A 24,846-nucleotide genomic window follows, 5' to 3' on the forward strand; every position below is an offset into this window, starting at 1 on the left:
TAGAATGAAATTGTGTGTATGAAAACGCTTTTGTAATTTCAACAAAGGGGGCTTACATATGGTACAACCTTACAAACATGAACCATTTACAGACTTTACAATCGAAGCAAACAAAAAAGCGTTTGAAGAAGGATTGAAGACGGTACAAGCTTATCTCGGTCAAGATTATCCGCTTGTCATTGGCGGAGAACGAATCATGACGGAAGATAAGATTGTTTCCATTAATCCAGCGAATAAAACAGAAGTTGTCGGTCGCGTAGCGAAAGCGAATAAAGATTTAGCAGAAAAAGCGATGCAAACAGCCGATGCGGCATTTACATGGTGGAGCAAAACGAAGCCAGAAATGCGCGCAGATATTTTGTTCCGTGCGGCAGCGATTGTGCGTCGTCGCAAACATGAGTTTTCCGCATTGCTTGTGAAAGAAGCAGGAAAACCGTGGAAAGAAGCAGATGCAGATACTGCTGAAGCGATTGACTTTATGGAATATTATGCTCGCCAAATGTTGAAATTAAAAGACGGCATTCCTGTCGAAAGTCGTCCGGGAGAAACAAACCGTTTCTTCTACATTCCGCTTGGCGTTGGCGTTGTCATTTCGCCGTGGAACTTCCCATTTGCAATTATGGCGGGAACGACAGTTGCAGCGCTTGTGACAGGAAATACGGTGCTTTTAAAGCCAGCAAGTGCCACACCAGTCGTTGCTTATAAGTTCGTAGAAGTGTTAGAAGAAGCAGGCCTTCCAGCAGGCGTATTAAACTACATTCCGGGAAGCGGTGCGGAAGTAGGCGATTATTTAGTCGACCATCCGCGCACACGTTTTATTAGCTTCACAGGTTCACGCGATGTTGGCATTCGTATTTATGAGCGTGCCGCTAAAGTGCATCCAGGACAAATTTGGCTCAAGCGCGTCATTGCCGAAATGGGCGGAAAAGACACGATTGTTGTTGATAAAGAAGCAGACCTTGAATTAGCTGCACAATCAATTGTGGCATCGGCATTCGGTTTCTCTGGTCAAAAATGTTCAGCATGCTCGCGCGTTGTTGTGCTTGAAGACGTATACGATCAAGTATTAAACCGCGTTGTCGAGTTAACAAAGCAACTAAAAGTCAGCAATCCAGAAGAACAAAGCACGTTTATGGGACCGGTTATCGATCAATCGGCATATAACAAAATTATGGAATATATCGAAATTGGTAAACAAGAAGGCAAGCTTATGACAGGTGGCGAAGGAGACGACTCGAAAGGCTTCTTCATTCAGCCAACGGTGTTTGCAGATGTCGATCCGAAAGCGCGCATTATGCAAGAAGAAATTTTCGGACCAGTCGTTGCGTTTACGAAAGCAAAAGACTTCGATCAGGCGCTTGACATTGCAAACAACACAGAATACGGCTTAACAGGTGCGGTCATTTCAAACAACCGCTTCCATTTAGAAAAAGCGCGTGAGGAGTTCCATGTTGGCAACCTTTACTTTAACCGTGGTTGCACAGGAGCGATTGTCGGCTACCATCCGTTTGGTGGATTCAACATGTCTGGTACAGACTCGAAAGCAGGTGGCCCAGACTACTTACTTCTCCATATGCAAGCAAAAACAGTATCAGAAATGTTTTAACAGAAAACCCCTCGCCTTTTACTCGGCGAGGGGTTTTTATGAAAACAACCGATTTCTCATTTTGAAAAGTTCTCGCTCAGTCATCGTTGTTTTGTGGACGGTGAAATCGACGTCAAGTTGGAGATTGTTGAGACGTTCGTTGAATTGTTCGTAGTGGGAGTCAATTTTTTCGTTTAGTGCGTGGATTTCTTGCTTCATTGCTGTCATTTCACCGCGCATATGATGCACGTCCATCGTTAAAGCTTCAAGCTTTGCGTCAGTTTCTTCTTGACGATGGAGAAGAGCGTTCATAAGATCGTAAAGCTCTTTTTGTCCATTTTTTAATGCTTGTTGCTCTTCGCGAATGAACTGTTGCTCTTTGCGGAATGCATTCATCTCTTCCCGCAAAGAGTTTATTTCTTCACGGAACGTTTTCTGCTCTTCTCGAATAGCCATTTGTTCTTCTCGAATAGCCATTTGTTCTTCGCGGATCGCTCGTTGCTCTTCGCGAACGTCTTGTAATTCTTTTTGGATGTCTGTGACGATGGATAAAATTTTCTCCAACACTTGTGCACTCATGTTCTCACCTCCTTTTATACACAATCATATTATAACATCATTCGACAAAAAGAGGGAGAAAAATCCCTCTATACCTCCACATCGATAAATTGAAATGATGAGACGTCAAATAAGCCTTGGTCGGTTAATTTGAGTTCTGGAATGACAGGCAACGCTAAAAAGGCGAGCGTAATAAATGGATTAAAGTCGTTTGCTGCCCCAATCGCTGTCAAGGCGTTGTGAATTGCTTGTAACCGTTCTAACACCTGCTCGTAACTTTTCGCTGTCATCAATCCACCGATTTCAAGCGGCAAGTCTGCTAAAACACGTCCGTTTTCGACGACGACAAGCCCGCCGTTTATCCTTTGTATATGTTCAATTGCAGTAATGATGTCGTCATCATTTGTTCCGGTAGCGATGATGTGATGTGAATCATGCGCAATGGATGAGGCGATTGCCCCTTTTTTCAATTGGAATCCGTTGACGATGCCAACACCGACTCCAAGCCCACGGTGACGTTCGACAACAACAAGTTTTAGTAAATCTTGCTCGAGTGACGGTTGGAAGACACCATGTTGGACGTTCACTTCTGTGATGAGCCGTTTTGTATGCAAATGATTTGGAACAATTTTAATGACATTTGCGCAATTTCCGCGTGTAAATGGAATTTGTACATCTTCTTTTGTTACTTTTTTTGTATGAACGGATTGTATAATTGTTTTGTCAACCGAAGTTGCTTTTGCTACGGAAAAGGTAGCGCATCCGTTTTCAGCAACGAGCGTCCCTTTTTTAAAGACATGCGTAATCGAAAACGACTGTAAATCATCCACAAGCAAAAAGTCGGCATCATACCCAGGAGCGATAGCGCCTTTCGTATATAGGCGATAACATTCCGCGGCGTTTAATGTCGCCATTTGAATCGCTGTTATCGGCTCTATACCAGCTTGAATCGCTAGGCGAATATGATGATCGATGCTCCCTTCGGTGACAAGTTCGTCAATATGCTTATCGTCTGTACAAAATAAAAAGCGGCGCGCGTTATACGTATTGACTGCTGGGAGTAGTTTGTGTAAATCTTTTGCGACGGAGCCTTCCCGAATTAAAACGTACATGCCACGTCGCACGCGAGCGAGCGCCTCGTCTACCGTGACACACTCGTGATCGGTATGAACATTGGCGCTTCGGTACACGTTCACAGCTGTTTCATTAAGACCAGCTAAATGACCGTCGATTAGTTTATTTGCTTCTGTGGCAGCGGTTAGTTTAGCGAGCATATGTTGTTTTCCTTGCAAAAGCGACGGATAGTCCATCACTTCCGCAAGCCCAAGCACGCGCGGATGAGAAAAAAACGGTGCTAACTGTTCGGCATGAAGCGTTGCACCAGCGTGTTCAAAATCGGTTGCAGGCACGCACGACGGCAACATCACATATACATCAAGCGGAATGTCGTTCGAATCGTTTAGCATAAATTCGATGCCTTTTGTCCCCGCGACGTTCGCAATTTCGTGCGGATCGGTAATGACGGTTGTGACGCCGTGTGGAACGACGACGCGAGCAAATTCGCTCGGTGTAACCATGGATGATTCAATGTGGACGTGTCCGTCAATTAGCCCAGGGCAAACGTATTTCCCTTTGGCATCAATGACGGTGTGCCCATCATATGTACCGATACCGACAATTTTTCCATCGGCAATCGCCATATCCGCTTGCACGATTTCGTGTGTAAAGACGTTGACAATTTTTCCATTTTTGACGACAACATCGGCTAATTGTTTTTTTGAAGCTACAGCAAGTTGTTTCATTGATGTTCCTCCTCTCCAACTCGATACGAGGAGCGATCCCCGTAGTCAAACGATTTCCGGTCGTTTGGTAGAAACTTTCGGACCATATTTCCGAAATTATACGAGTTGTTTTTTTGAAAATTTTTTTCATTCTACACTGACACTTTTTTTTCGTCAATGCTTGATTTATGTCGAATAAACGATAAAAAATGATATTGTTTCGTAAAAATGTTTTGTTATATAATTCTAATAAGTTTGAAAAGTAAAATACTTTTGTTTAAGAAAGGAGATGAATGTTTTGGAGAATATTGTCGGTTTTCTAAATGAATTATTATGGAGTCCGGTCATGATTTATTTTTGTCTTGGTGTTGGTCTTTTATTTTCGATTATTACCCGCTTTTTACAAGTGCGCCATTTTAAAGACATGATTAAACTCATGTTTCAAGGGAAAAGCTCCGATGCGGGTGTTTCTTCGTTCCAAGCATTATCGATCGCCCTTTCCGGTCGGGTAGGAACAGGAAATATCGCTGGAACAGCGACAGCGATCGCTTTTGGTGGACCAGGTGCTGTATTTTGGATGTGGATGATTGCATTTATTGGTGCATCAAGTGCATTTATTGAGTCAACGTTAGCACAAATTTATAAAGTAAAGCAAGATGGGCAATATCGCGGTGGCCCTGCGTATTACATCGAAAAGGGGATCGGTTGGAAATGGTATGCAGTGCTATTTGCGATTTCGTCAATTATTGCAGTTGGATTGTTAATGCCGGGCATTCAATCGAACTCTATCGCGACGGGATTGAATAACGCTTTCGGCTTAAGTCCGACATGGACAGGTGTTTTGCTTGTTGCGTTGCTTGGTGCCATTATTTTTGGTGGGGTGAAGCGAATTGCAACCGTAGCGCAATATGTCGTTCCTTTTATGGCGCTTGCGTACATTTTACTTGCGCTCATCATTATGGCAGCAAATATTACACAGCTGCCAGCGGTATTTGCACTAATTGTAAAGAGTGCATTAGGGTTTGACTCCGCATTCGGCGGTATTTTAGGCATGGCGATTTCATGGGGAGTAAAACGGGGCATTTATTCAAATGAAGCTGGACAAGGAACTGGGGCACATGCAGCGGCCGCTGCTGAAGTATCCCATCCAGCGAAACAAGGGCTCGTTCAAGCGTTTTCTGTATATATCGATACACTGCTCGTTTGTTCAGCTACAGCGTTTATGATTTTATTTACGGGAATGTATAACACAGCGAATCCAAGCGGTGGATTTATTGTTGAAAACTTAAAAGGGGTAAACCCTGGCCCAGGTTATACACAAGCTGCGATTGAAACGATCTTCCCTGGCTTTGGAGCCGCTTTTGTTGCGATTGCGTTATTTTTCTTCGCATTTACAACGATCATGGCGTATTATTACATTGCCGAGACGAATGTCGCTTATTTAATGCGTGGGAAAAACGGAACGTGGTTAATGACGGGATTAAAAATAATGCTTTTAATCGCAACATTTTACGGGGCGGTAAAAACAGCAGACTTAGCATGGGCGCTCGGTGATGTCGGTCTTGGTATCATGGTTTGGCTAAACTTAATCGCCATTTTAATTTTGGCAAAACCAGCGTTACAAGCATTAAAAGATTATGAAGAACAAAAAGAACAAGGACTTGATCCTGTGTTTGATCCAACAAAACTAGGCATTAAAAACGCGGACTATTGGGTCAATGATTTTAAACGAGATGAAGAACGCGTGTCATAACGAGAGATGTCCAATCGGGCATCTCATTTTTTTGTTTATTCATGAGTAAACAAAATGAATGGCAAATGTTGCTTCACTGCGCGAAAGTTTGGTATCATCATAGTATTGTGAAAGGTCGATAATATCGGAGGTGAAACATATGTCACGAATTTCAATCGAGCAAGTCAAGCATGTGGCGCATTTGGCGCGCTTAGCGATTACAGAAGAGGAAGCAGCGATGTTTGCGAAGCAATTAGATGCGATTATTACGTTTGCCGAGCAGTTAAACGAGTTAGATACAGAAAACGTTCCGCCAACATCACACGTGCTGAATATGAAAAATGTGATGCGTGAAGATGTACCGACAGCTGGACTTCCGTTAGAAGACGTATTGAAAAATGCACCAGACCATCAAGACGGACAATTCCGAGTGCCAGCCATTTTAGAGTAAGGAGGGAAGAATATGTCATTGTTCGATTATCGTGTATCTGAATTGCACAATTTATTACATAAAAAAGAGATTTCCGTTTCGGATTTAGTAGATGAATCGTTTAAACGTATTCATGAAGTAGAAGAAAAAGTACAAGCGTTTTTAACGTTGAACGAAGAACAAGCGCGTGCGAAAGCAAAAGAGTTAGATGAGAAACTTGCAACAGAAAAGGAATTTGGCTTACTTTTCGGGATGCCAATCGGCATTAAAGATAACATTGTGACAAAAGGGCTGCGCACAACGTGTGCGAGTAAAATTTTATACAACTTCGATCCGATTTATGATGCTACAGTCGTTGAACGTTTACATCAAGCTGATGCAGTAACGATCGGTAAGTTAAATATGGACGAGTTTGCGATGGGATCGTCGACAGAAAACTCTGGGTTTCAACTTACGCGCAATCCGTGGGATTTAGAGCGCGTGCCAGGCGGCTCTAGCGGCGGGTCGGCTGCGGCGGTAGCGGCGGGTGAAGTGCCGTTTGCGCTCGGATCAGATACAGGTGGTTCGATTCGCCAACCAGCTGCGTTTTGTGGCGTCGTCGGGTTAAAGCCGACATATGGTCGCGTATCGCGCTACGGCCTTGTCGCGTTTGCCTCTTCACTTGACCAAATCGGTCCGATTACACGTACGGTGGAAGATAATGCATATGTATTACAAGTCATTTCTGGTTTAGATCCGATGGATTCTACATCAGCCAATGTTGAAGTACCAGATTACGTTTCTGCCTTAACAGGGGACATTCAAGGGCTAAAAATTGCCGTACCGAAAGAATATGTAGGCGAAGGGGTATCAGAAGAAGTTCGCCAATCCGTTTTCCAAGCGCTGAAAGTATTAGAAAGTCTCGGGGCAACATGGGAAGAAGTATCGCTCCCTCACTCCAAATATGCGCTTGCGACGTACTATTTATTAGCGTCTTCTGAAGCATCGGCAAACCTTGCGCGCTTTGACGGTGTTCGTTACGGCTATCGGACAGACAATGCGAAAAACTTAATGGAGATGTACAAGCAAACGCGCAGTGAAGGGTTCGGTAACGAAGTGAAACGCCGTATTATGCTTGGAACGTTCGCGTTAAGCTCCGGCTATTATGATGCATATTACAAAAAAGCTCAAAAAGTACGTACGCTCATTAAACAAGATTTCGAGAACATTTTCGCAAAGTACGACGTCATTATTGGGCCAACAACGCCAACGCCAGCGTTTAAAATCGGCGAGAAAACAAACGATCCGTTAACGATGTATGCCAACGACATTTTAACAATTCCAGTCAACCTTGCGGGTGTTCCAGGCATCTCAGTGCCGTGCGGATTTGTCAACGGGTTGCCAGTCGGTCTACAAATTATCGGCAAGCATTTTGACGAAAGCACAATTTACCGCGTGGCGCATGCGTTCGAACAAGCAACAGATTACCATAAACAAAAACCAACGTTGTAAGGGGGGAAATAGTGATGAATTTTGAAATTGTCATCGGACTTGAAGTGCACGTCGAGCTGAAAACGAAATCGAAAATTTTCTCAAGCAGCCCAAATGCATTCGGAGCGCCCCCAAACACACAAACGAGCGTCATTGACTTAGGGTACCCAGGCGTCCTTCCGGTGCTAAACAAACAAGCGGTTGAATTTGCGATGAAAGCCGCGATGGCATTAAACTGCGAAATCGCGACGGAAACGAAATTTGACCGGAAAAACTACTTTTATCCAGACAATCCGAAAGCGTACCAAATTTCACAATACGATCAACCGATTGGACAAAACGGCTGGATTGAAATTGAAGTGAACGGCAAAAAGAAAAAAATTGGTATTACGCGCATTCATTTAGAAGAAGATGCAGGAAAGCTGACGCATACAGGGGACGGTTATTCGTTAGTTGACTTTAACCGCCAAGGCACACCGCTCATTGAAATCGTATCAGAACCAGATATTCGTTCGCCAGAAGAAGCGTATGCGTATTTAGAAAAATTAAAGTCGATTATTCAATATACGGGTGTATCCGATTGTAAAATGGAAGAAGGTTCGCTTCGTTGTGATGCGAACATTTCCCTTCGTCCGATCGGCTCAGACAAATTCGGCACAAAAACAGAATTGAAAAACTTAAACTCGTTTAACTTCGTTCGTCAAGGGCTTGAGTACGAGGCGAAACGCCAAGAGAAAATTTTGTTGTCTGGTGGCGTCATCCAACAAGAAACGCGCCGTTTCGATGAAGCGACGAAAACAACGATTTTAATGCGTACAAAAGAAGGTTCAGAAGACTATCGTTACTTCCCAGAGCCAGATTTAGTGATGCTTTATATTGACGATGAATGGAAAGAACGTGTACGCGCATCGATTCCAGAGCTTCCAGATGCACGGAAAAAACGGTACATTGAGGAACTTGGTTTGCCAGAGTACGATGCGAAAGTGTTAACATTGACAAAAGAAATGGCAGATTTCTTTGAAGCAACGGTTGCAAATGGAGCGGACCCGAAGCTTGCATCGAACTGGCTGATGGTTGAAGTATCTGCCTATTTAAACGCAGAACAAAAAGAATTGCATGACATTGCGTTAACGCCAGAAAGTTTAGCAGGCATGATTAAACTCATTCAAAACGGTACGATTTCGTCAAAAATTGCGAAGAAAATCTTTAAAGAACTTGTTGAAAAAGGTGGCGATCCAGAGCAAATCGTCAAAGAGCAAGGGCTTGTGCAAATTTCTGACGAAGCAACGTTGCGCAAAATCGTATTGGAAGTGCTCGATGCGAATCCACAATCGATTGAAGACTTTAAAAACGGAAAAGACCGTGCGATCGGCTTCTTAGTCGGTCAAATTATGAAAGCAACAAAAGGACAGGCAAACCCACCGCTTGTGAATAAGCTATTGCTTGAAGAGATAAATAAACGATAATGAAAAAGCGGCGTTGTCCCTCGGACAATGCCGCTTTTCTTACAGATGAACAAGCTTTTGCAAGGTGCTTTCTACTTTAAATACACGATTGTTTAATACTTGGATGCTCGATTCGTGGTCAGTGAGGGCAGAGAGTACTTTCTCTTCGAGTATGTTGGTTAAGCGGGTGATGTTTCCTTGCATGTTGTGGACATCGAGTGCGAGTGCATCGTATTTTGCGGCGAGCACCTCTTGACCGTGACGAACCGCTTCGCAAATCTCTTTCGTTTCGAGTGTCCGTTCGTCAAGCAGTTGTACTTTCTCATCGAGTGCTTGGATTTTTTCGTCAAGTGCTAGGACTTTGCCATCGAGCGTTTGAACTTTTTCGTCAAGTGCTTGAACTTGTTCGCGTAAGGAAGATACTTCTTTTTCAAGAGATTCCACCTTTTTCTCCACTGCTTCCACTCGTTTTTCTAGCGATTCGACTTTTTCTCGAGTTGCTTTTACTTCGTGAAGGATTTCATAAAGCAACTGTTCGACCATATCGTTCACCTCCTTTTCGTTTCCATTTTACACGAATCGACAGCGGATGACTAGCGAACACTTCATTTTTTCGTCAAGCTGCTTATAGAGAACATTTCCTAAACGATGTTTTAGTAGAGAACGGCTGGCGAATCGATGACAAGAAGTAGAAGAAAAAAGTAGTGATTGAAGCTAATTACTTTCACGCTGCATGACTTTATAGCTAGTAAAACAAGAAATGTTGTGGCGGAAAAACGGGAGACTAAAAGGTACTTTTGGAACGGTTAGAGAGATGAAGAAGAGTTGACAAACAGAGAAAAAGAGAATATGATGATTTTATCAAATGTTTAAACTTTTAAACAAAAGAAAGGAAGAGAGGAATGGGACAAAAGGCGATCGAGGTGTTTCGATCGTGCATACCGTTATTTCAAGCGTTAAGCGATCCTCACCGTCAAGATATTGTATTGTTGCTTGCAGAACACGATAAGCTGACAGTCAATGAAATTACAGAACGGTCAAGTTTATCTCGTCCAGCGATTTCGCATCATTTAAAAATTTTGCGGGATCAAGGACTAGTGTCAGTAGAACAAAAAGGGACATTACGATATTATGTGTTGTCAATTGAAAAGGCGGTTGAATTATTAAAAGAATTGATTCAAGCTGTAGAAAATGAGTGCCTTTAGATGACTAAAGGCCAACTTTTTCAATTTATATGTTTAAGTTTTTAAACACTTGAAAATGAGGTGTGATAAGGGGGAGAAACATGGAGCAGCTACTTCAAAAACAAAAGCATTATTTTCAAACAGGCGAAACGCTTTCTCTTGAGTTTCGCTTAAAGCAATTAACACGTTTGAAAGAAACAATAAAAAAGTATGAACAGGCGATCACCGACACGTTAAAAAAAGAGTTGCATAAATCCCTATTTGAAGCGTATACGACAGAAATCGGGATCGTGTATGAAGAGATTCGTTTTGTAATGAAACGTCTAAGCGATTGGATGAAGCCGCAACGTGTACCGACGCCATTGACACACTTTGGATCAAAAAGTTACATATATCCAGAGCCATACGGTGTCAGTTTAATTATTGCGCCATGGAATTATCCATTTCAGCTTGCGATCAGTCCGCTCATTGGAGCGATCGCCGCAGGAAATTGTGCGATTGTCAAGCCGTCTGAATATACACCTGAGACGTCGTCTTTGTTGAAAGCGATTGTTTCCGAGGCGTTTTCAGAGGAATATGTGGCTGTCGTAGAAGGGGGTGTAGACGTTAGTCAAAAGCTACTTGACTTGCCTTTTGACCATATTTTTTTCACAGGAAGCGTGTCCGTAGGGAAAATGGTAATGGCTGCTGCCGCAAAACATTTGACGCCTGTCACATTAGAACTTGGTGGGAAAAGTCCTGCGATCGTCGATGCTTCTGCCCATATCGACTTGGCTGCGAAGCGGATCGTATGGGGGAAGTTTTTAAATGCGGGACAAACGTGTATTGCACCTGATTATGTGTTCGTGCATGCGTCTGTTAAATCGCTGCTTATTGAGCGAATGAAGCAGTATATTGAGCAATTGTACGGTGATAAAAATACGTACAGTCGTATAGTAACGGTGCGACATACAGAACGGCTCGTTCGCTTCTTAGCAAACGGTACAGTTTTACACGGTGGAACATACGACATCGAGCAACGTTGGATTGAACCGACATTGCTTGACGATATAACACGGGATGATGCTGTGATGCAAGAAGAAATTTTCGGCCCTATCTTGCCCATTCTTACGTTTGAAACGATTGATGAAGCAATTCAAATGATCAACGACTACGAAAAACCGCTCGCGCTTTATTTGTTCACCGAAGATCGTGACGTACAACAACAAATATTACAGCAAGTTCATTTCGGCGGGGGATGTATAAACGATACGGTTGTACATGTTGCTAATCCTCATTTGCCGTTTGGTGGGGTCGGACAAAGCGGCATCGGTGCATATCATGGAAAAGCAAGCTTTGATGCGTTCACCCACTACAAAAGCGTATTAAAACAAACAACGAAATTCGATATCCCGTTGCGCTATCCAAACTTTCCAAATGCGCTCAAGTGGGTACGAAAGCTGCTGAAATAAAAAAGTGTTCCTAAAGGGGCACTTTTTGTTCTGAAGATAAATTTGAACAAATTTCGAAAAAAATTTAACGAAAATGTGACAAGATTTCAGATGAACAACCGATTTCTTTTTCTATTTCCATGTATTATATAAAATATAGCGCTTTTCTCGCTCGTTTTTAGAGATTGAGAAAAGTGTTTTTCTTTTTGTCAATCGATTTGCTGCTTATTTTCCCTTCGATGCAGTTTCTTCCTTCCTTTTTTCGTCACAATTATTTTTACAACACATGTTAAAATCATTTCAATAGTGTTAATACTACAAAGCTAATTAAATTCGTTCGTTTTGTATTTGTTTTTTTGTTCAATGAATCACAATTTTGTTGAGGTGAAGACAGATGAAGCGTTTGTTTGCCTTATTGATAGCGGGATTGCTTCCGCTTCTTGGTGGCTGTGAGATGGTTGTGTTTCAGCCGCAAGGACCAGCTGCAAGAAGTATTACAGAACTAATCAACTGGTCGATTTGGTGGATGCTTCTCGTTGTTGTCGTTGTATTTGCATTGTTTACTTACATCGTATGGAAATATCGGGATCGCCCTGAGCGACAAGGGGAAGAACCGCCTGAAGAGCATGGAAGCACGGTGCTTGAAATTGTATGGACCGTTATTCCGATTTTGATCGTCATCGCACTAACGATTCCGACAATGAGAACGTTATATGATTTAGAAAAACCGCCGAAAGGGTACGAAGACGAAAAACCGCTCGTCATTCATGTGACGTCAGCGGATTGGAAATGGATTTTTAGCTACCCTGAACAAAATATTGAAACGGTAAACTACGTCAACATTCCAGCAGGTCGCCTTGTGTTATTTAAAATGACTTCCGCGTCTACGATGCAGTCGTTTTGGGTACCAGCGCTAGCTGGACAAAAATATACGATGAACAAAATGGAAACGGAATTATACGTCGTCGCAGATCGTCCGGGATCGTATGAAGGACGGAATACAAACTTTAACGGACGAGGGTATGCACATATGCAGTTTGAAGTGTTAGCTCAAACGCCACAAGAGTTTGAAAAATGGGTGGAAGAAGTGAAACAAACGGCACCGAAATTAACGAAAGAAAAATATGAACAATTGTTGTTGCCGACACATTTAGGACGATTGACGTTTGTTGATACGCATTTGCAATGGGTAAACCATGCTGATCCGCATTCGAAGACGTACACAAATCCAGAATTATATCGCGGGCATGGATACCAAGGGAAAATTTTTATTCGTGAAGATAACTACAAAAGCTCATCAACTTGTAACGATGAGGAACAAAAAGCTTTAGAGAGTGATAGCGGAGGTGAACATCATGGGCATTAAGTGGAATGAAATATTTGTTGGAGGAGATCCGCTTCTTGTCGGTTCACAAATTGCGATTGTATTGACTGTCGTTGCGATTGTCGCTGGATTAACGTACTTTAAAAAATGGGGTTGGTTATGGCGCGAATGGCTTACGACAGTTGACCATAAAAAAATTGGGATTATGTACATTTTATCAGGTGTACTCATGTTTTTCCGCGGTGGAATTGACGGGTTGTTAATGAAGGCGCAAACGGCGCGCCCAGAAATGAACTTTTTAGATGCGCAACATTACAATGAAATTTTCACAACACATGGCGTCATTATGATTTTATTTATGGCGATGCCGTTTTTGATCGGTTTAATGAACGTCGTCGTGCCTCTGCAAATTGGAGCGCGCGATGTGGCGTTTCCGCAGTTGAACGCACTTAGCTTTTGGCTATTTTTTAGCGGGGCGATGTTATTTAACATTTCGTTCGTTGTCGGCGGTTCACCGGATGCAGGGTGGACGTCGTACTTCCCGCTTGCCGGAAAAGAGTTTAGCCCAGGCATCGGAAATAACTACTATGCGATTGCGTTGCAAATTGCAGGATTAGGGACGTTAATGACCGGTATTAACTTTATTGTCACCATTTTAAAAATGCGTGCACCAAGCATGACATTGATGAAAATGCCGATGTTTACATGGACAACATTCATTACGTCAATTATTATCGTCGCGGCATTTCCGATTTTTACAGTTGCCTTAGCGTTAATGACGTTTGACCGTTTGTACGGAACACATTTCTTTACGCTTTCTTCAGGCGGAAGCGATATGCTTTGGGCAAACTTATTTTGGCTTTGGGGCCACCCAGAAGTGTATATCGTCATTTTGCCGGCGTTCGGTATTTTCTCTGAAGTCATTGCGACGTTTTCACGAAAAACGTTGTTCGGCTATACATCGATGGTCGTTTCCATTGTTGGTATTGCATTTTTAAGCATGATCGTGTGGGTGCACCATTTTTACACGATGGATGCAGGTCCTGCGGTGAACTCATTTTTCTCGATTACAACGATGTTAATTGCCGTTCCGACAGGCGTGAAAATTTTTAACTGGTTGTTTACGATGCGAAAAGGACGCATTCAATTTACAACTGCGATGTTATGGGCGCTCGCTTTCGTGCCAAACTTCGTCATCGGTGGAGTGACAGGGGTCATGTTGGCGATGGCGGCTGCAGATTACCAATATCACAATACGCTATTTTTAGTCGCGCACTTTCATTACGTGTTAATTCCAGGCGTTGTGTTTGCGGTATTTGCAGGATTGTACTATTGGTGGCCAAAAATGTTCGGCTTTATGTTAAACGAAAAGCTCGGCAAATATCACTTCTGGTTGTTTACGATCGGATTTAACGTGACGTTTATGCCGATGTTTTTCCTCGGTTTAAAAGGCGCAGTTCGTCGGGCATATACGTATTCAGCAGAATCTGGGTTTGCGCCGCTGTTTCTCGTCTCTGCGATCGGTTCTATTATTTTGGCGATCGGCTTTGCGGTATTTTGTTATAACATTTATTGGAGCTTCCGTTATGCGAAGCGCAATGTTTCCCACGATCCATGGGATGCGCGCACGCTTGAATGGATGACGGCATCGCCAGTACAATTTTATAACTTTGCGGTCGTTCCAGAAGTGAAACAATTAGATGCGTTTTGGCATATGAAAAAACGTGGCGAAACGCTTACGTTGAAAGAAAGCGACATCAAAAAAATTCATATGCCGAGCAACTCAGGTTTGCCGTTTTATATGGCGGTCGTGTTTGGAATTACAGGTTTCTTCCTCGTCTTTGAAGCGCATATCGCAGCAGCTGTTGCGGCGATTGGGATTGTCATCGGGCTTGTCATTCGTTCGTTTGATTACAATGATGGCTATTATGTAAGCGTCGATGAGATTAAACGAACAGAACGTACGTGGAGAAACGTAGAAGGGGGGACGGAAAATCATGTCGGCTAACGTCAATCATTCTCTTCCACTGGAATATCAAACGGAACAAAACCGATTAAATATTTTAGGTTTTTGGATTTTTCTAGGGGCAGAAATTGTGCTATTTGCGACGTTGTTTGCCGTCTATGGTGTGTTAGGTCACCGCTATGCCGGTGGCCCAACGCCGAGCGACATTTTTAAGCTGAACGATGTGCTTATTGAAACGTTGTTGTTGTTAACGAGTAGCTTCACATGTGGATTAGCTGTTTTTTTCATGCGGCAACGCGATATGAAAAAACTGCTCGTTTGGTTTATTATCACCCTTTTATTAGGGGCAGGCTTTTTGTTTATGGAAATTCGTGAGTTTATTCATTACGTGCATGAAGGAGCAACGATGCAAACGAGCGCATTTTTATCAAGCTTTTTTGTGCTGCTTGGCACGCACGGTGCGCACGTGACGTTCGGAATCATTTGGGCGATTATGCTCATTATTCAACTCCTTCAACGCGGGTTGACGCCAATGACTGCAAGAAAAATGTTTATCATTAGTTTATATTGGCATTTCCTTGATGTCGTTTGGATTTTCATTTTTACGTTCGTTTATTTAAAAGGGATGGTGGGGTAAATGGAACATAAAAGCAAATATCCCGTTAGCCACGTGATTGGGTTTCTCTTTTCGCTTGTTTTAACGTTTGTCGCGGTGTTTGTCACATTGAAAATGAACGTATCATATACGATTGTCATGTGGATCATCGGTTCACTCGCGGTTATTCAAGCTGGACTTCAACTATTTATGTTTATGCACGTCACAGAAGGAGAAGACGGAAAAACGAACGTCATTAATATGGCATATGCGGTGTTCGTTGCGATCGTCATTGTCGCAGGATCGATTTGGGTGTTAACGTCTGGACATGCGGCACATTAAAACAACTGGTTGTACGCCAGTTGTTTTTTAATTTTTTACTCATGTATATACATGTCTACCTCCCACTTGTTCATCATTCTTGTTATAATGAAAAAAAGCAGGGAGGAGGGACGGGTGTGCGTGTATATGAGGAAACGTTAAAGAAATTGTTTATCAACTACACAATTGGCTCGATTTTGGCAGTTGTCGGTGTCGGTAGTACGCTAATGGTTATGGCATTGCATATTCGCCAAGTGGATTTAATGCTGTTGTTGCTTATTCAATTTTTTTCATTTTGCATCATGTTATTTATTGAATATCGCGCCTTTCAAAAAGATATTGATCCGATTCGTCGTCTTTTTTATGACAACAATATAACGGAACAACAGTTTTATTGGGCGCTTGTCCAGGCGAAGCGCTTTCCGCTTCTTACAGTGAGACGTATTGCGCTTCCACATTTTTTAGGGCTTTCTATTCCGGCCATTGCGTTGACGCTTTCCCTTATTTTTATAGATGTGTTGCGCATTCCATATATGTATGTCGTTTATGCTTTATTTGGTGCACTGCTTATTGCAATGCTTCATGCGATGATAGAGTTTTTTTTAACGCTACGCACGATGCGCCCGCTCATTGGCGATATGATGCAAATCGGGAGAATGCACGGGTTTCATGAAACGATCCGAGCAACAAATGTCGTATATGTTCCGATGAAAATAAAAATTGGCTTAAGTGTGTTATTCATTGGCATTTTCCCAGTTTTATTATTTGTGTTAGCGACAGAGGTCAAATTGTTCGCTGAGGGGAAAAATACGTTTTCAGGCTATTGGACGTGGACGATTGTTGTTTTAGTCATTTCTGTTTTGTTTTCTTTATTTGCGGCGCGTGTCTTATCGGAAGATGTAGAACGAAGCATTGAAGATTTGCTTCAATATATGAACCGCGTGCAAAGAAAAGAGTATGAACTGATGTGCGACAACGTGTATATTGATGAATTTTCCGAGCTTACAAACGGCTTTAATCATATGGTCGATGCGATTGTCAAACGAGATGAAAAAAATAAGCAATTATTAAATAGTTTTATTTCGGTCATGACGACAGCGCTCGATGCGCGTGATGAATATACAGCTGGTCATTCGCAACGTGTTGCGGTATATGCTGTGGAAATTGGTAAAAGGCTAGGAATGACAAATGAACAACTTGCGCGTTTATATCGTTCTGCGATTTTGCATGATATCGGCAAAATCGGTATCCCTGATCACATTTTATTGAAAGACGGAAAATTAACAGATGAGGAATTTGCATGGATTAAAAAACATCCGGTGCTCGGTGAAAACATTATTCGACAAGTGCAGCCGATTGAAGAAGTAAAAGATTTGCTTCCGGGCATTCGATCACATCATGAACGGATCGATGGGAAAGGGTATCCCGATGGCTTAAAAGGGGAGGACATTCCGCTCTTTGGGCGCATCATCGCGGTTGCTGATGCGTTCGATGCGATGACGTCTGATCGTCCATATCGAAAAGGAATGCATGTAGAAAAAGCGGTTTCGATTTTGTTAGAAGGTCGTGGGACACAATGGGATGCCCAAATGGTCGATTGTTTTATTTCTTTTTTAAAGGAGAGAGAACAAGAAAAAGTGAGTTAGATGCCAACGACGGCATCTATTTTTTTATGTAAGTGATATACTAAAAGAAAAAGGATGTGAGATGGTGAAACGGATCGTGATTAGCTTTCTCCTTTTGCTTGCGGGATGCGCGAATGGGCAAGATCCATCGAACGTGAAACAGTTAGAACGAACGATTGAAAAACAACAATCTGCCATTGAACAACTGCAAGAAAAAAATAAACAGCTTCAAAAAGAAAACGAGCAATTAAAAACCGAGGAAAAGAAAATTTCTTCTTCTCTTTTATCTGTCGCGTTAGATGTTGTGACCGCGTTAAAAAATAAAGATATGAATACACTTGCTTCTTATGTCCATTCGACAGCTGGGGTGCGGTTTAGTCCATATGGACATGTCGATGTCCAAAATGATTTGCAGTTTTCTGCTTCTCAGCTTCCTTCCCTTTGGGCTTCGACGCAAGTATATCAATGGGGAGTATATGACGGTTCAGGCGATCCTATTCAATTCACGTTTCAAGACTATTTTGATCGTTTCGTCTATGATGTAGATTTTGCGAATCCACATATGATCGGAAATAATGTTGTTGTTGGGACAGGAAATATGATTAACAACATTCAACAAGCATATCCAAACGGATCATTTATCGAATTTCATTTCACAGGCTTTGACCCACAGTATAGCGGCATGGATTGGAGAAGTTTGCGCCTCGTTTTTGAACAAGAAAACGGTCAATGGAAACTCGTTGGAATTATTCATGATGAATGGACGACATAACATACAAAAGGTGTCCGGAGAGGGACACCTTTTGTATTACTCGCCTTTTAATTGCTTTAGTTGTTGCTCGACTTCTACATCAAATGATTGAGGGGGCATCGTTTGAATGACAGAGCGAGCTTTTGCTTCTGCTTCAAGTAACATTACTTTTTCTTCCATACGCGCAAAACCTTTTATGACATGATCGTAATGAAAAGACGTCATCGCTTCGTCCATTTGTTTCATCGTCTCGGCAACATAAAAGCGCGTCATTAACTGCACTTGTTTTAGCTTTAATTGCTCATATGTTTCGTACAGTTGCTTCACTTTTTCTGTTAAAACAGTTGTTTTTTCTTTTAATGTATTGTATTGTTGCGTATATAGCTCTAATTTTTTTTCATAAGCGATTTTTTCTTGAAGAGCCATTTTTGCGATCGGCTCTTCATTTTTTTCAACGGCTAATTTTGCTTGACGAGCACGTTTTTCAATCATTTCTTTCGCATCTGCGATCAAACGTTCATATTTTTGTTCTAACACGAATTGCTGCGCTAATGCTTGTTGTGCTTTTTCAAGCTGTTCTTCTAGTTCACGAATGTATTGTTTCGTCATGCGAATCGGATCTTCGCATTTGTCAATGATGTCATGTAAGTCGGCAAGGACGACATGTTTGACGCGTTTAAAAATACCCATCTTATTTTTCCTCCTTGTTTATTGTTTTTTCCCATTCATCTAAAAAGCTATGGTTTTGAATAGGTGAAACGAACGGTTCAAATGCAGGCGCTGGTTTCGTTTTGCTTCTAAACAACACGTAAGCTGCAACAATAGCTAGGACAGCAAGCAACGCTTTCGGTAAAAGACCAACGAGCCCGATCGCCATGAGCGCCCCGCCAATCCATTTGCCGCCGCTTTTCGTCGTTTTCCACACGATCCATCCGATGATGACGAATGCCAACTGAATAAGGAAAGGAATCCATCCGAACATTGGCATGCCGTGTGGTCGCATCATTTGTGGACCGTGGTGGCCAAATGCGCGATGATGTTTCCCCATTCCCATCATGTGCTCTGCCGGCATTCGTCCGCTCCAACCGATGTGAATGAAATAAGTAGCGACGTGTGCGAATACGGCGACGACAACTAGTCCACCTAGCAAAAAGAAAAGGGTTCGTTTTTTCACATCACTCACCTCCTTTGTTGTTTACAGTTTGAATTGTACAAGCGAAAAGAGAAAATTAGGTGAAAAAGAAAAAAACGTGCGACATTTATGCACGTTCATTCGGAAAAGTGAGAGTAAATGTTGTTCCTTTCCCCACTTCGCTTTCAACTTGAATGTGTCCGTTATGTGCTTCAACAATCCATTTTGCGATGGAAAGTCCAAGACCGTGGCCGCCAATTTGCCGTGTTCGCGCTTTGTCTGCACGGTAAAAGCGATCAAAAATATGAGGAAGGTGTTCAGGTGCAATGCCAATCCCTGTGTCAGAAACGGAAATTTCTACAACTTTTCGTTGTTTCGTCACATATTGTTTGAAAGAAAGGGAAACTGTTCCACCTTCAGGAGTATATTTGATGGCATTATCAAGCAAAATGTACAACAGCTGTGTGCATTTATCTTCATCCCCGACGAATTCAATTTGTTCAGACGTATGAAACTGAAGCGTAATGTTCTTTTTATTTGCAAGCTCTTGTAACGAATGCAGCGTATGTTGGGCACATGCCTGCAAATCAAACGGTTTTTTTTCGATCTGAAGCTTTGCGTCGTCTGTTCGTGCAAGGGTGAGAAGGTCGTTAATGAGGTTAGTCATTCGTTTTGTCTCATCTCCTAGACGTTCAATCGTTTTACGACTAAATGCATCGGACGTTAACGACATATCCATTTTCAATGCTTCTACAGAAGAAAAAATGACGCTAAGTGGCGTCCGCAGTTCATGAGAAGCATCGGCGACAAATTGACGTTGGCGATTGTATGCGTCTTGAATTGGAACGAGCGCACGTTTAGACATGAAATAGCTAAAAGCAACAGCGACCGCGATAAATAACACGCCGAGGCTGAGTAAAATGAATGTTGACCATTTGAGCAAACGAAACATGCTTGTCACATCCATACCGACATATAGCACGCCGACGAGTTGTCGATCGACAATTAAGGGGCGAGCGACAGTTAATATTTTTAATTCATCGGCACGAAATCGTTTCAATTCGTGCTGATGGTGAGGGATATGAATGTCTACATATCTTAATTCATTTTTTTCTGGCGTCCACGGTTGAAGTGTAGAGAGGAGAAGCGGTCGCAATCCTTTATTCACTTCATCCCCCATCATCAACCGTCCGCGTGCATCCACGACGTAAAAAAACAGTTGGTCTTCACTTAAAAAAATGACATTTTGATCTGTTGGCCAACCGATGAACGGCTGCTCTGTAAGCAAGGTTTGAATCGTTTGTCCTTCTTGTTCAGCGAGCATACGAATGCGTCGCTCTTGGTCATTTGTCATGACGGTATGAATAAGGAAAGAAACAACCGCAATAAAAATGGCTAAAAACACGATAAGAATCCCGCTGTATGTGGCAGTTAAGCGCCATTGTGTGCGGTGAAACATATCGGAATGATTGAAAAAAGAACGAATGTTATTTTTCAATGGTATATCCCACCCCGCGCACCGTTTTAATGAGCTGTTGTTGTTCATCTCCAATTTTTTTACGCAACAACTTCACGGTTGCATCAATCGTTTTCATCGAGACGTCTGCGTCATAACCCCAAATACGATCAAGAATAATGTCGCGCGTTAACACCCGACCTTTGTTTTGCAGTAATAAATCGAGTAGTTGAAATTCACGTGGGGTTAATATCATTTGTTCTCCATTTTTCGTCAATGTATGAGTTGTACGGTTGACTTCAAACGCTCCCCAGCGGACAATTTCTTCTTGAATTGGTGCAAATGTGCGCCGCGATAACGCTTTAAGGCGTGCTATGAGCTCATCGATTTCAAACGGCTTTACTAAGTAATCATCTGCTCCGGCTTCTAACCCTTCGACGCGGTCTTGTACCGCATCTTTCGCTGTTAACATTAAAATGGCTCCGTGATAGCCATGTTTTCTTAAACGTTGACATACGCTAACGCCATCACCGTTTGGTAACATCCAATCTAAAATAATCACATCATAAAACGAAGCGAGTGCATAATCGTAAGCATCTTCTCCTTCTTGTACCCAATCAACATGTTCGACACCTTTTTTCTTCAACAAATGGACGATCAGTTCACCTAAATATACATCATCTTCTGCAAGCAACACTTTCATTCTTCTCACCTTTTTTTCTTTCATCATACCAAATCCCGATGAAAAACAGGTGAAAACGACATAAAAAACAAAAACAGAAAAAAGGAAATTTACATGTAGAGGAGTGAAAGCGATAACAATATGACGAATTTGTGAAAAAGGTTGCAAAGTTCTTATATACCCCTTATAGTATAAGTGTAAATACCTAACGGGGTATATAAGAAAGGGGGACACGAATGAAAAAATTATATTTTTTCCCACAAAAACATTTACTCATTAGCGTTCCAGCAACATTGTTGTTCGGATTTATCGTAGGAACGTTTGTAGATACGAGTTTTTTAAAGTCGACCATTTTGTTTGCAACAATTATCATGATTTATGCAACGATGGTTGGTTTTAAATGGAAGGAATTAACTCATTTAAAAGAAAAGAAAATATTGTTTGCTTCCATCGTTATCAATTTTATTATTATTCCATTTATTGCTTTTTTGATCGGAAAGACGATGTTGCAACATCATCCGATCATGTTTGCAGGACTTGCCCTGTCCGCGCTTCTTCCGACGAGTGGAATGACGATTTCATGGACAGCGATTCAAAAAGGAAATATGGCAGCAGCTGTAAAGTTAACTGTATTTGGCCTCGTGCTTGGCTCTTTGTTAACACCATGGTATTTGCTTGTAATGGTTGGAAAATACGTTGACATTAACGTGATGGAAACGTTCCGTACGATTTTACTCGTTGTGTTTGTACCAATGATTCTCGGGCATGTTACATTTAAATGGCTAATGAGAAAATATACGCCAGAGCAATTTCAAAAACAAGTAAAGCCAAACTTTGCGCCGTTAAGTATATGGGCCATGCTATATGTAGTATTTGTCAGCATTAGCATGCGAGCAAAAATGATCGTATCTAACTTACAGCTTATTGTCATCGCGTTGGCGGTATTGTTACTTTTCTATTTCGTTAACTATGTGATTAGCACGTTGGTAGCTAAACAATTTTTTAATCGTGAAGACGGCATCGCGCTTGTCAACGGTACCGTTTTGCGTAATTTATCGATTGCGATCGGCTTAGCTGCAACATCTTTCGGTGCAGAAGCAGCACTCATTGTTACTCTCGCTTTTATCGTTCAACAACAGTCGATCGCTTACTACGGAAAAATAGCAAATCAATATTGGTTTAAACAATAAAACAACTAAGAAAGGGAGCTGATTAGCATGAATAAAATGACATTTATCGTTCAAGCAACTACTGAAGGAATGACAACACGGGCAAAGGCTGGAAAACATGAATTTGTGATTGATGAAGCGAAACAAATGGGAGGACAAGATTTAGGAGCAAATCCACTTCAAATGTTACTTGGAGCGCTTGCGGCATGTGAAAATGTGACTGCTCGCGTCGTGGCGCGGGAGATGAACTTTGATTTACAAGACATGACTTTTACAGTAAAGGGACAGTTTGACCCGCGCGGATTTATGGGGGATCCATCTGTTCGTCCTTATTTTGACAATGTGTCTGTCGAAGTAGCTGTGAAAACGAACGAAAGTGAAGAACGTATAATGCAACTGAAAGAAAAAGTCGAAGCGCGTTGCCCAGTATATACGTTATTTAAAGCAGCAGGTGTACAAATGAATGATCAATGGTACAAAGCGTAGTAGAGCGGTGTTTGCCGCTCTTTTTTGTTTGCATCAAAAGATAAGGGAAATCCCCTATGGGTATATAGTTTAACAACATATACAATGTAATTAAGTTAAGAAAACAAAATTGAAAGCGGATACAAAAAGGAGCGATGAACGATGGCGAACGTCTACGATGTGAAAGTAGCAATTGTTGGAGCTGGCTCAGCAGGTATTTCGATTGCAGCCGTATTCATGTTTTTCCAAAGCCAAAGGGGAGCGAACATGTGGCGGTAGAGCAACTTGCATTTAACCGATTGTATGCAGTTATGTTATCGTTTATTGTCGGAATTGCTTCCGGTATCGTCGGAGCAGCAGGAGCGTTTATTATTGTACCGATTATGCTCGTCATTTTAAAAGTGCCAACGCGCATTGCGATCGGTTCATCGGTGGCAATTACATTCATTTCATCGATCGGGGCGACGGTTGGAAAAGTGATGGGGGGGCATATGCTCCTCATTCCATCGCTTGTGATGGTCATTGCTAGTTTACTAGCGGCGCCGATCGGGGCAAAATGGAGTCAAAAAATGAACACAAAAGTGTTGGAATACATTTTGCTTGTATTAATTGTAGCGACTGTGATAAAAATTTGGTATGAAATGTTTTCGTAAGCTGGCTCATTTGAGTCGGCTTTCTTTTGTTCGTTGCAACATGAATGAAAATTTGGTATGATGTTAAATAGTGGAAAAATAAAACAAATAGGATGATGAGGATGAAACGAGCACGTATTATTTATAATCCGACGTCAGGAAGGGAAATATTTAAAAAACATTTGCCTGATGTACTGATTCGACTTGAACAAGCAGGATATGAAACATCGTGTCATGCGACAACAGGGGCAGGGGATGCGACAGAGGCCGCAAGAAGAGCGGTAGAACGCGAATTTGATCTCGTCATTGCCGCAGGTGGGGATGGAACGATTAACGAAGTAGTAAACGGGCTAGCTGAGGCTTCATATCGCCCGAACCTCGGCATTATTCCAGTCGGTACGACGAACGACTTTGCCCGTGCCATCGGCGTGCCACGTTCGATTGAAGGAGCGTGTGATGTGATCGTAAATGGGGAAGCGGTGCCGATTGACATTGGGGCAGTGACAAACGAAGGAAAAACACATTATTTTATTAACATCGCAGGCGGTGGGCGCTTAACGGAATTAACGTACGAAGTGCCAAGTAAATTAAAAACGATGATTGGTCAACTTGCCTACTATTTGAAAGGAATTGAGATGCTTCCTTCCCTTCATCCTGTTCATGTGAAAATTGAGTATGATGGCAAAATGTTTGAAGGCGCTGTGATGCTTTTTCTCGTTTCGCTGACGAACTCTGTTGGCGGCTTTGAAAAATTAGCCCCAAATTCATCGTTAAATGACGGCATGTTTGATTTAATTATTTTAAAAGAAACGAACTTAGCAGAATTTATTAAAATTGCAACGCTCGCACTACGTGGCGAACATATTCACGACCCACACATCATTTATACAAAAGCAAATCGCGTAAAAGTGTATACGGAAGAAAATATGCAGCTCAATTTAGATGGTGAGTATGGCGGAATGCTTCCAGGGGAATTTGTCAACTTGTACCGTCATATAAACGTATTTGTTCCGAAAGAAAAAGCTGAACAAATGAGAACAGGGGAATAAACCTGTTCTTTTTTATTCGACTATGCTACAATCTTGACAGCAATTTTGCGGAAGGGGAAAGAAA

The 24,846-nt window shown here is 42.0% G+C and carries 24 protein-coding genes and 1 riboswitch; of the genes, 17 read left to right on the forward strand and 7 right to left on the reverse strand.

Going from position 1 to position 24,846, the window contains the following annotated elements; genetic code table 11:
• Nucleotides 1–58: 58 nt before the first annotated feature.
• Nucleotides 59–1,606: an L-glutamate gamma-semialdehyde dehydrogenase gene (gene pruA, locus AFK25_RS01380; protein ID WP_035063790.1), complete on the forward strand. Its 1,548-nt coding sequence runs from the start codon at nucleotides 59–61 to the stop codon at nucleotides 1,604–1,606.
• Nucleotides 1,607–1,642: 36 nt separating this feature from the next.
• Here pruA and AFK25_RS01385 read toward each other — a convergent pair whose 3' ends face one another.
• Together AFK25_RS01385 and ade are read right to left on the reverse strand one after the other, a co-directional pair.
• Entirely contained in the window at nucleotides 1,643–2,164 is a 522-nt protein-coding gene (locus AFK25_RS01385; protein WP_026011762.1) for a hypothetical protein, read from the reverse strand.
• Between the two features lie 68 nt (nucleotides 2,165–2,232).
• Nucleotides 2,233–3,945, reverse strand: a complete 1,713-nt coding sequence (gene ade / locus AFK25_RS01390; protein ID WP_035063788.1) for an adenine deaminase — start codon at nucleotides 3,943–3,945, stop codon at nucleotides 2,233–2,235.
• A 22-nt stretch (nucleotides 3,946–3,967) separates the two neighbouring features.
• Nucleotides 3,968–4,069, reverse strand: a riboswitch (purine riboswitch).
• 153 nt (nucleotides 4,070–4,222) lie between these two features.
• On the opposite strand from ade, the gene AFK25_RS01395 reads away from it, so the two are divergent.
• The 4 genes from AFK25_RS01395 (at nucleotide 4,223) to gatB (ending at nucleotide 9,022) form a co-directional block, all read left to right on the forward strand.
• The gene (locus AFK25_RS01395) at nucleotides 4,223–5,677 is read left to right on the forward strand and encodes an alanine/glycine:cation symporter family protein (protein WP_009360720.1); all 1,455 of its coding nucleotides are present in this window, start codon (nucleotides 4,223–4,225) and stop codon (nucleotides 5,675–5,677) included.
• Nucleotides 5,678–5,816: 139 nt separating this feature from the next.
• Nucleotides 5,817–6,107 carry an Asp-tRNA(Asn)/Glu-tRNA(Gln) amidotransferase subunit GatC gene (gene gatC / locus AFK25_RS01400; RefSeq protein ID WP_009360719.1) on the forward strand — a complete coding sequence of 97 codons (291 nt, stop codon included), beginning with the start codon at nucleotides 5,817–5,819 and terminating at the stop codon, nucleotides 6,105–6,107.
• Between the two features lie 12 nt (nucleotides 6,108–6,119).
• Nucleotides 6,120–7,577: an Asp-tRNA(Asn)/Glu-tRNA(Gln) amidotransferase subunit GatA gene (gene gatA / locus AFK25_RS01405; protein ID WP_009360718.1), complete on the forward strand. Its 1,458-nt coding sequence runs from the start codon at nucleotides 6,120–6,122 to the stop codon at nucleotides 7,575–7,577.
• A gap of 14 nt (nucleotides 7,578–7,591) precedes the next feature.
• Nucleotides 7,592–9,022: an Asp-tRNA(Asn)/Glu-tRNA(Gln) amidotransferase subunit GatB gene (gene gatB, locus AFK25_RS01410; RefSeq protein ID WP_035063786.1), complete on the forward strand. Its 1,431-nt coding sequence runs from the start codon at nucleotides 7,592–7,594 to the stop codon at nucleotides 9,020–9,022.
• A gap of 39 nt (nucleotides 9,023–9,061) precedes the next feature.
• On the opposite strand, the gene AFK25_RS01415 is transcribed toward gatB, so the two are convergent.
• Nucleotides 9,062–9,544, reverse strand: coding sequence for a DUF2730 family protein (locus AFK25_RS01415; RefSeq protein WP_035063784.1), 483 nt, complete (start codon nucleotides 9,542–9,544; stop codon nucleotides 9,062–9,064).
• Nucleotides 9,545–9,903: 359 nt separating this feature from the next.
• Here AFK25_RS01415 and AFK25_RS01420 point away from each other — a divergent pair, with 359 nt between their 5' ends.
• The 8 genes from AFK25_RS01420 (at nucleotide 9,904) to AFK25_RS01455 (ending at nucleotide 18,218) form a co-directional block, all read left to right on the forward strand.
• Nucleotides 9,904–10,206 (forward strand): ArsR/SmtB family transcription factor, encoded by a 303-nt coding sequence (locus tag AFK25_RS01420; RefSeq protein ID WP_009360715.1) that lies wholly within the window; start codon nucleotides 9,904–9,906, stop codon nucleotides 10,204–10,206.
• A gap of 80 nt (nucleotides 10,207–10,286) precedes the next feature.
• Nucleotides 10,287–11,636, forward strand: a complete 1,350-nt coding sequence (locus AFK25_RS01425; RefSeq protein WP_035063781.1) for an aldehyde dehydrogenase — start codon at nucleotides 10,287–10,289, stop codon at nucleotides 11,634–11,636.
• Nucleotides 11,637–12,009: 373 nt separating this feature from the next.
• Nucleotides 12,010–12,981, forward strand: a complete 972-nt coding sequence (gene qoxA / locus AFK25_RS01430; RefSeq protein ID WP_035063778.1) for a cytochrome aa3 quinol oxidase subunit II — start codon at nucleotides 12,010–12,012, stop codon at nucleotides 12,979–12,981.
• A complete protein-coding gene (qoxB, locus tag AFK25_RS01435) occupies nucleotides 12,971–14,947 on the forward strand; it encodes a cytochrome aa3 quinol oxidase subunit I (protein ID WP_035063775.1) in 1,977 nt (658 codons plus the stop codon). The genes qoxA and qoxB overlap by 11 nt, the downstream gene beginning before the upstream one ends.
• Nucleotides 14,937–15,542 (forward strand): cytochrome aa3 quinol oxidase subunit III, encoded by a 606-nt coding sequence (gene qoxC, locus AFK25_RS01440; RefSeq protein WP_009361853.1) that lies wholly within the window; start codon nucleotides 14,937–14,939, stop codon nucleotides 15,540–15,542. The genes qoxB and qoxC overlap by 11 nt, the downstream gene beginning before the upstream one ends.
• Nucleotides 15,543–15,842 carry a cytochrome aa3 quinol oxidase subunit IV gene (gene qoxD, locus AFK25_RS01445; RefSeq protein WP_009361852.1) on the forward strand — a complete coding sequence of 100 codons (300 nt, stop codon included), beginning with the start codon at nucleotides 15,543–15,545 and terminating at the stop codon, nucleotides 15,840–15,842.
• Nucleotides 15,843–15,958: 116 nt separating this feature from the next.
• Nucleotides 15,959–17,467 carry an HD-GYP domain-containing protein gene (locus AFK25_RS01450; protein WP_035063772.1) on the forward strand — a complete coding sequence of 503 codons (1,509 nt, stop codon included), beginning with the start codon at nucleotides 15,959–15,961 and terminating at the stop codon, nucleotides 17,465–17,467.
• A gap of 61 nt (nucleotides 17,468–17,528) precedes the next feature.
• A complete protein-coding gene (locus AFK25_RS01455) occupies nucleotides 17,529–18,218 on the forward strand; it encodes a hypothetical protein (RefSeq protein ID WP_035063769.1) in 690 nt (229 codons plus the stop codon).
• Between the two features lie 36 nt (nucleotides 18,219–18,254).
• On the opposite strand, the gene AFK25_RS01460 is transcribed toward AFK25_RS01455, so the two are convergent.
• The 4 genes from AFK25_RS01460 to AFK25_RS01475 all read right to left on the reverse strand — a co-directional run bounded on the left by AFK25_RS01460 (nucleotide 18,255) and on the right by AFK25_RS01475 (nucleotide 21,488).
• Nucleotides 18,255–18,887, reverse strand: a complete 633-nt coding sequence (locus AFK25_RS01460; RefSeq protein ID WP_026011759.1) for a PspA/IM30 family protein — start codon at nucleotides 18,885–18,887, stop codon at nucleotides 18,255–18,257.
• A gap of 1 nt (nucleotide 18,888) precedes the next feature.
• Entirely contained in the window at nucleotides 18,889–19,371 is a 483-nt protein-coding gene (locus tag AFK25_RS01465; protein WP_019418077.1) for a hypothetical protein, read from the reverse strand.
• An 85-nt stretch (nucleotides 19,372–19,456) separates the two neighbouring features.
• A complete protein-coding gene (locus AFK25_RS01470) occupies nucleotides 19,457–20,827 on the reverse strand; it encodes a sensor histidine kinase (protein ID WP_035063767.1) in 1,371 nt (456 codons plus the stop codon).
• Nucleotides 20,817–21,488 (reverse strand): response regulator transcription factor, encoded by a 672-nt coding sequence (locus AFK25_RS01475; RefSeq protein WP_019418075.1) that lies wholly within the window; start codon nucleotides 21,486–21,488, stop codon nucleotides 20,817–20,819. Before AFK25_RS01475 ends, AFK25_RS01470 begins: the two co-directional genes overlap by 11 nt.
• Before the next feature lie 215 nt (nucleotides 21,489–21,703).
• Between AFK25_RS01475 and AFK25_RS01480 the strand changes: the two genes are divergently transcribed.
• From AFK25_RS01480 to AFK25_RS01495, 4 genes are all read left to right on the forward strand, one after another.
• On the forward strand, nucleotides 21,704–22,657 hold the full coding sequence (locus AFK25_RS01480; protein ID WP_035063765.1) for an arsenic resistance protein: 954 nt from the start codon (nucleotides 21,704–21,706) through the stop codon (nucleotides 22,655–22,657).
• Between the two features lie 27 nt (nucleotides 22,658–22,684).
• Complete coding sequence (locus tag AFK25_RS01485; RefSeq protein WP_035063762.1) at nucleotides 22,685–23,122, forward strand: OsmC family protein; 438 nt, start codon at nucleotides 22,685–22,687, stop codon at nucleotides 23,120–23,122.
• Nucleotides 23,123–23,370: 248 nt separating this feature from the next.
• Nucleotides 23,371–23,754, forward strand: a complete 384-nt coding sequence (locus tag AFK25_RS01490) for a sulfite exporter TauE/SafE family protein (protein ID WP_240483355.1) — start codon at nucleotides 23,371–23,373, stop codon at nucleotides 23,752–23,754.
• 101 nt (nucleotides 23,755–23,855) lie between these two features.
• Nucleotides 23,856–24,782 (forward strand): diacylglycerol kinase, encoded by a 927-nt coding sequence (locus AFK25_RS01495; protein WP_035063758.1) that lies wholly within the window; start codon nucleotides 23,856–23,858, stop codon nucleotides 24,780–24,782.
• Nucleotides 24,783–24,846 lie beyond the last annotated feature (64 nt).

Source organism: Anoxybacillus gonensis (assembly GCF_001187595.1).
GTDB classification, from domain to species: Bacteria; Bacillota; Bacilli; order Bacillales; family Anoxybacillaceae; genus Anoxybacillus; species Anoxybacillus gonensis.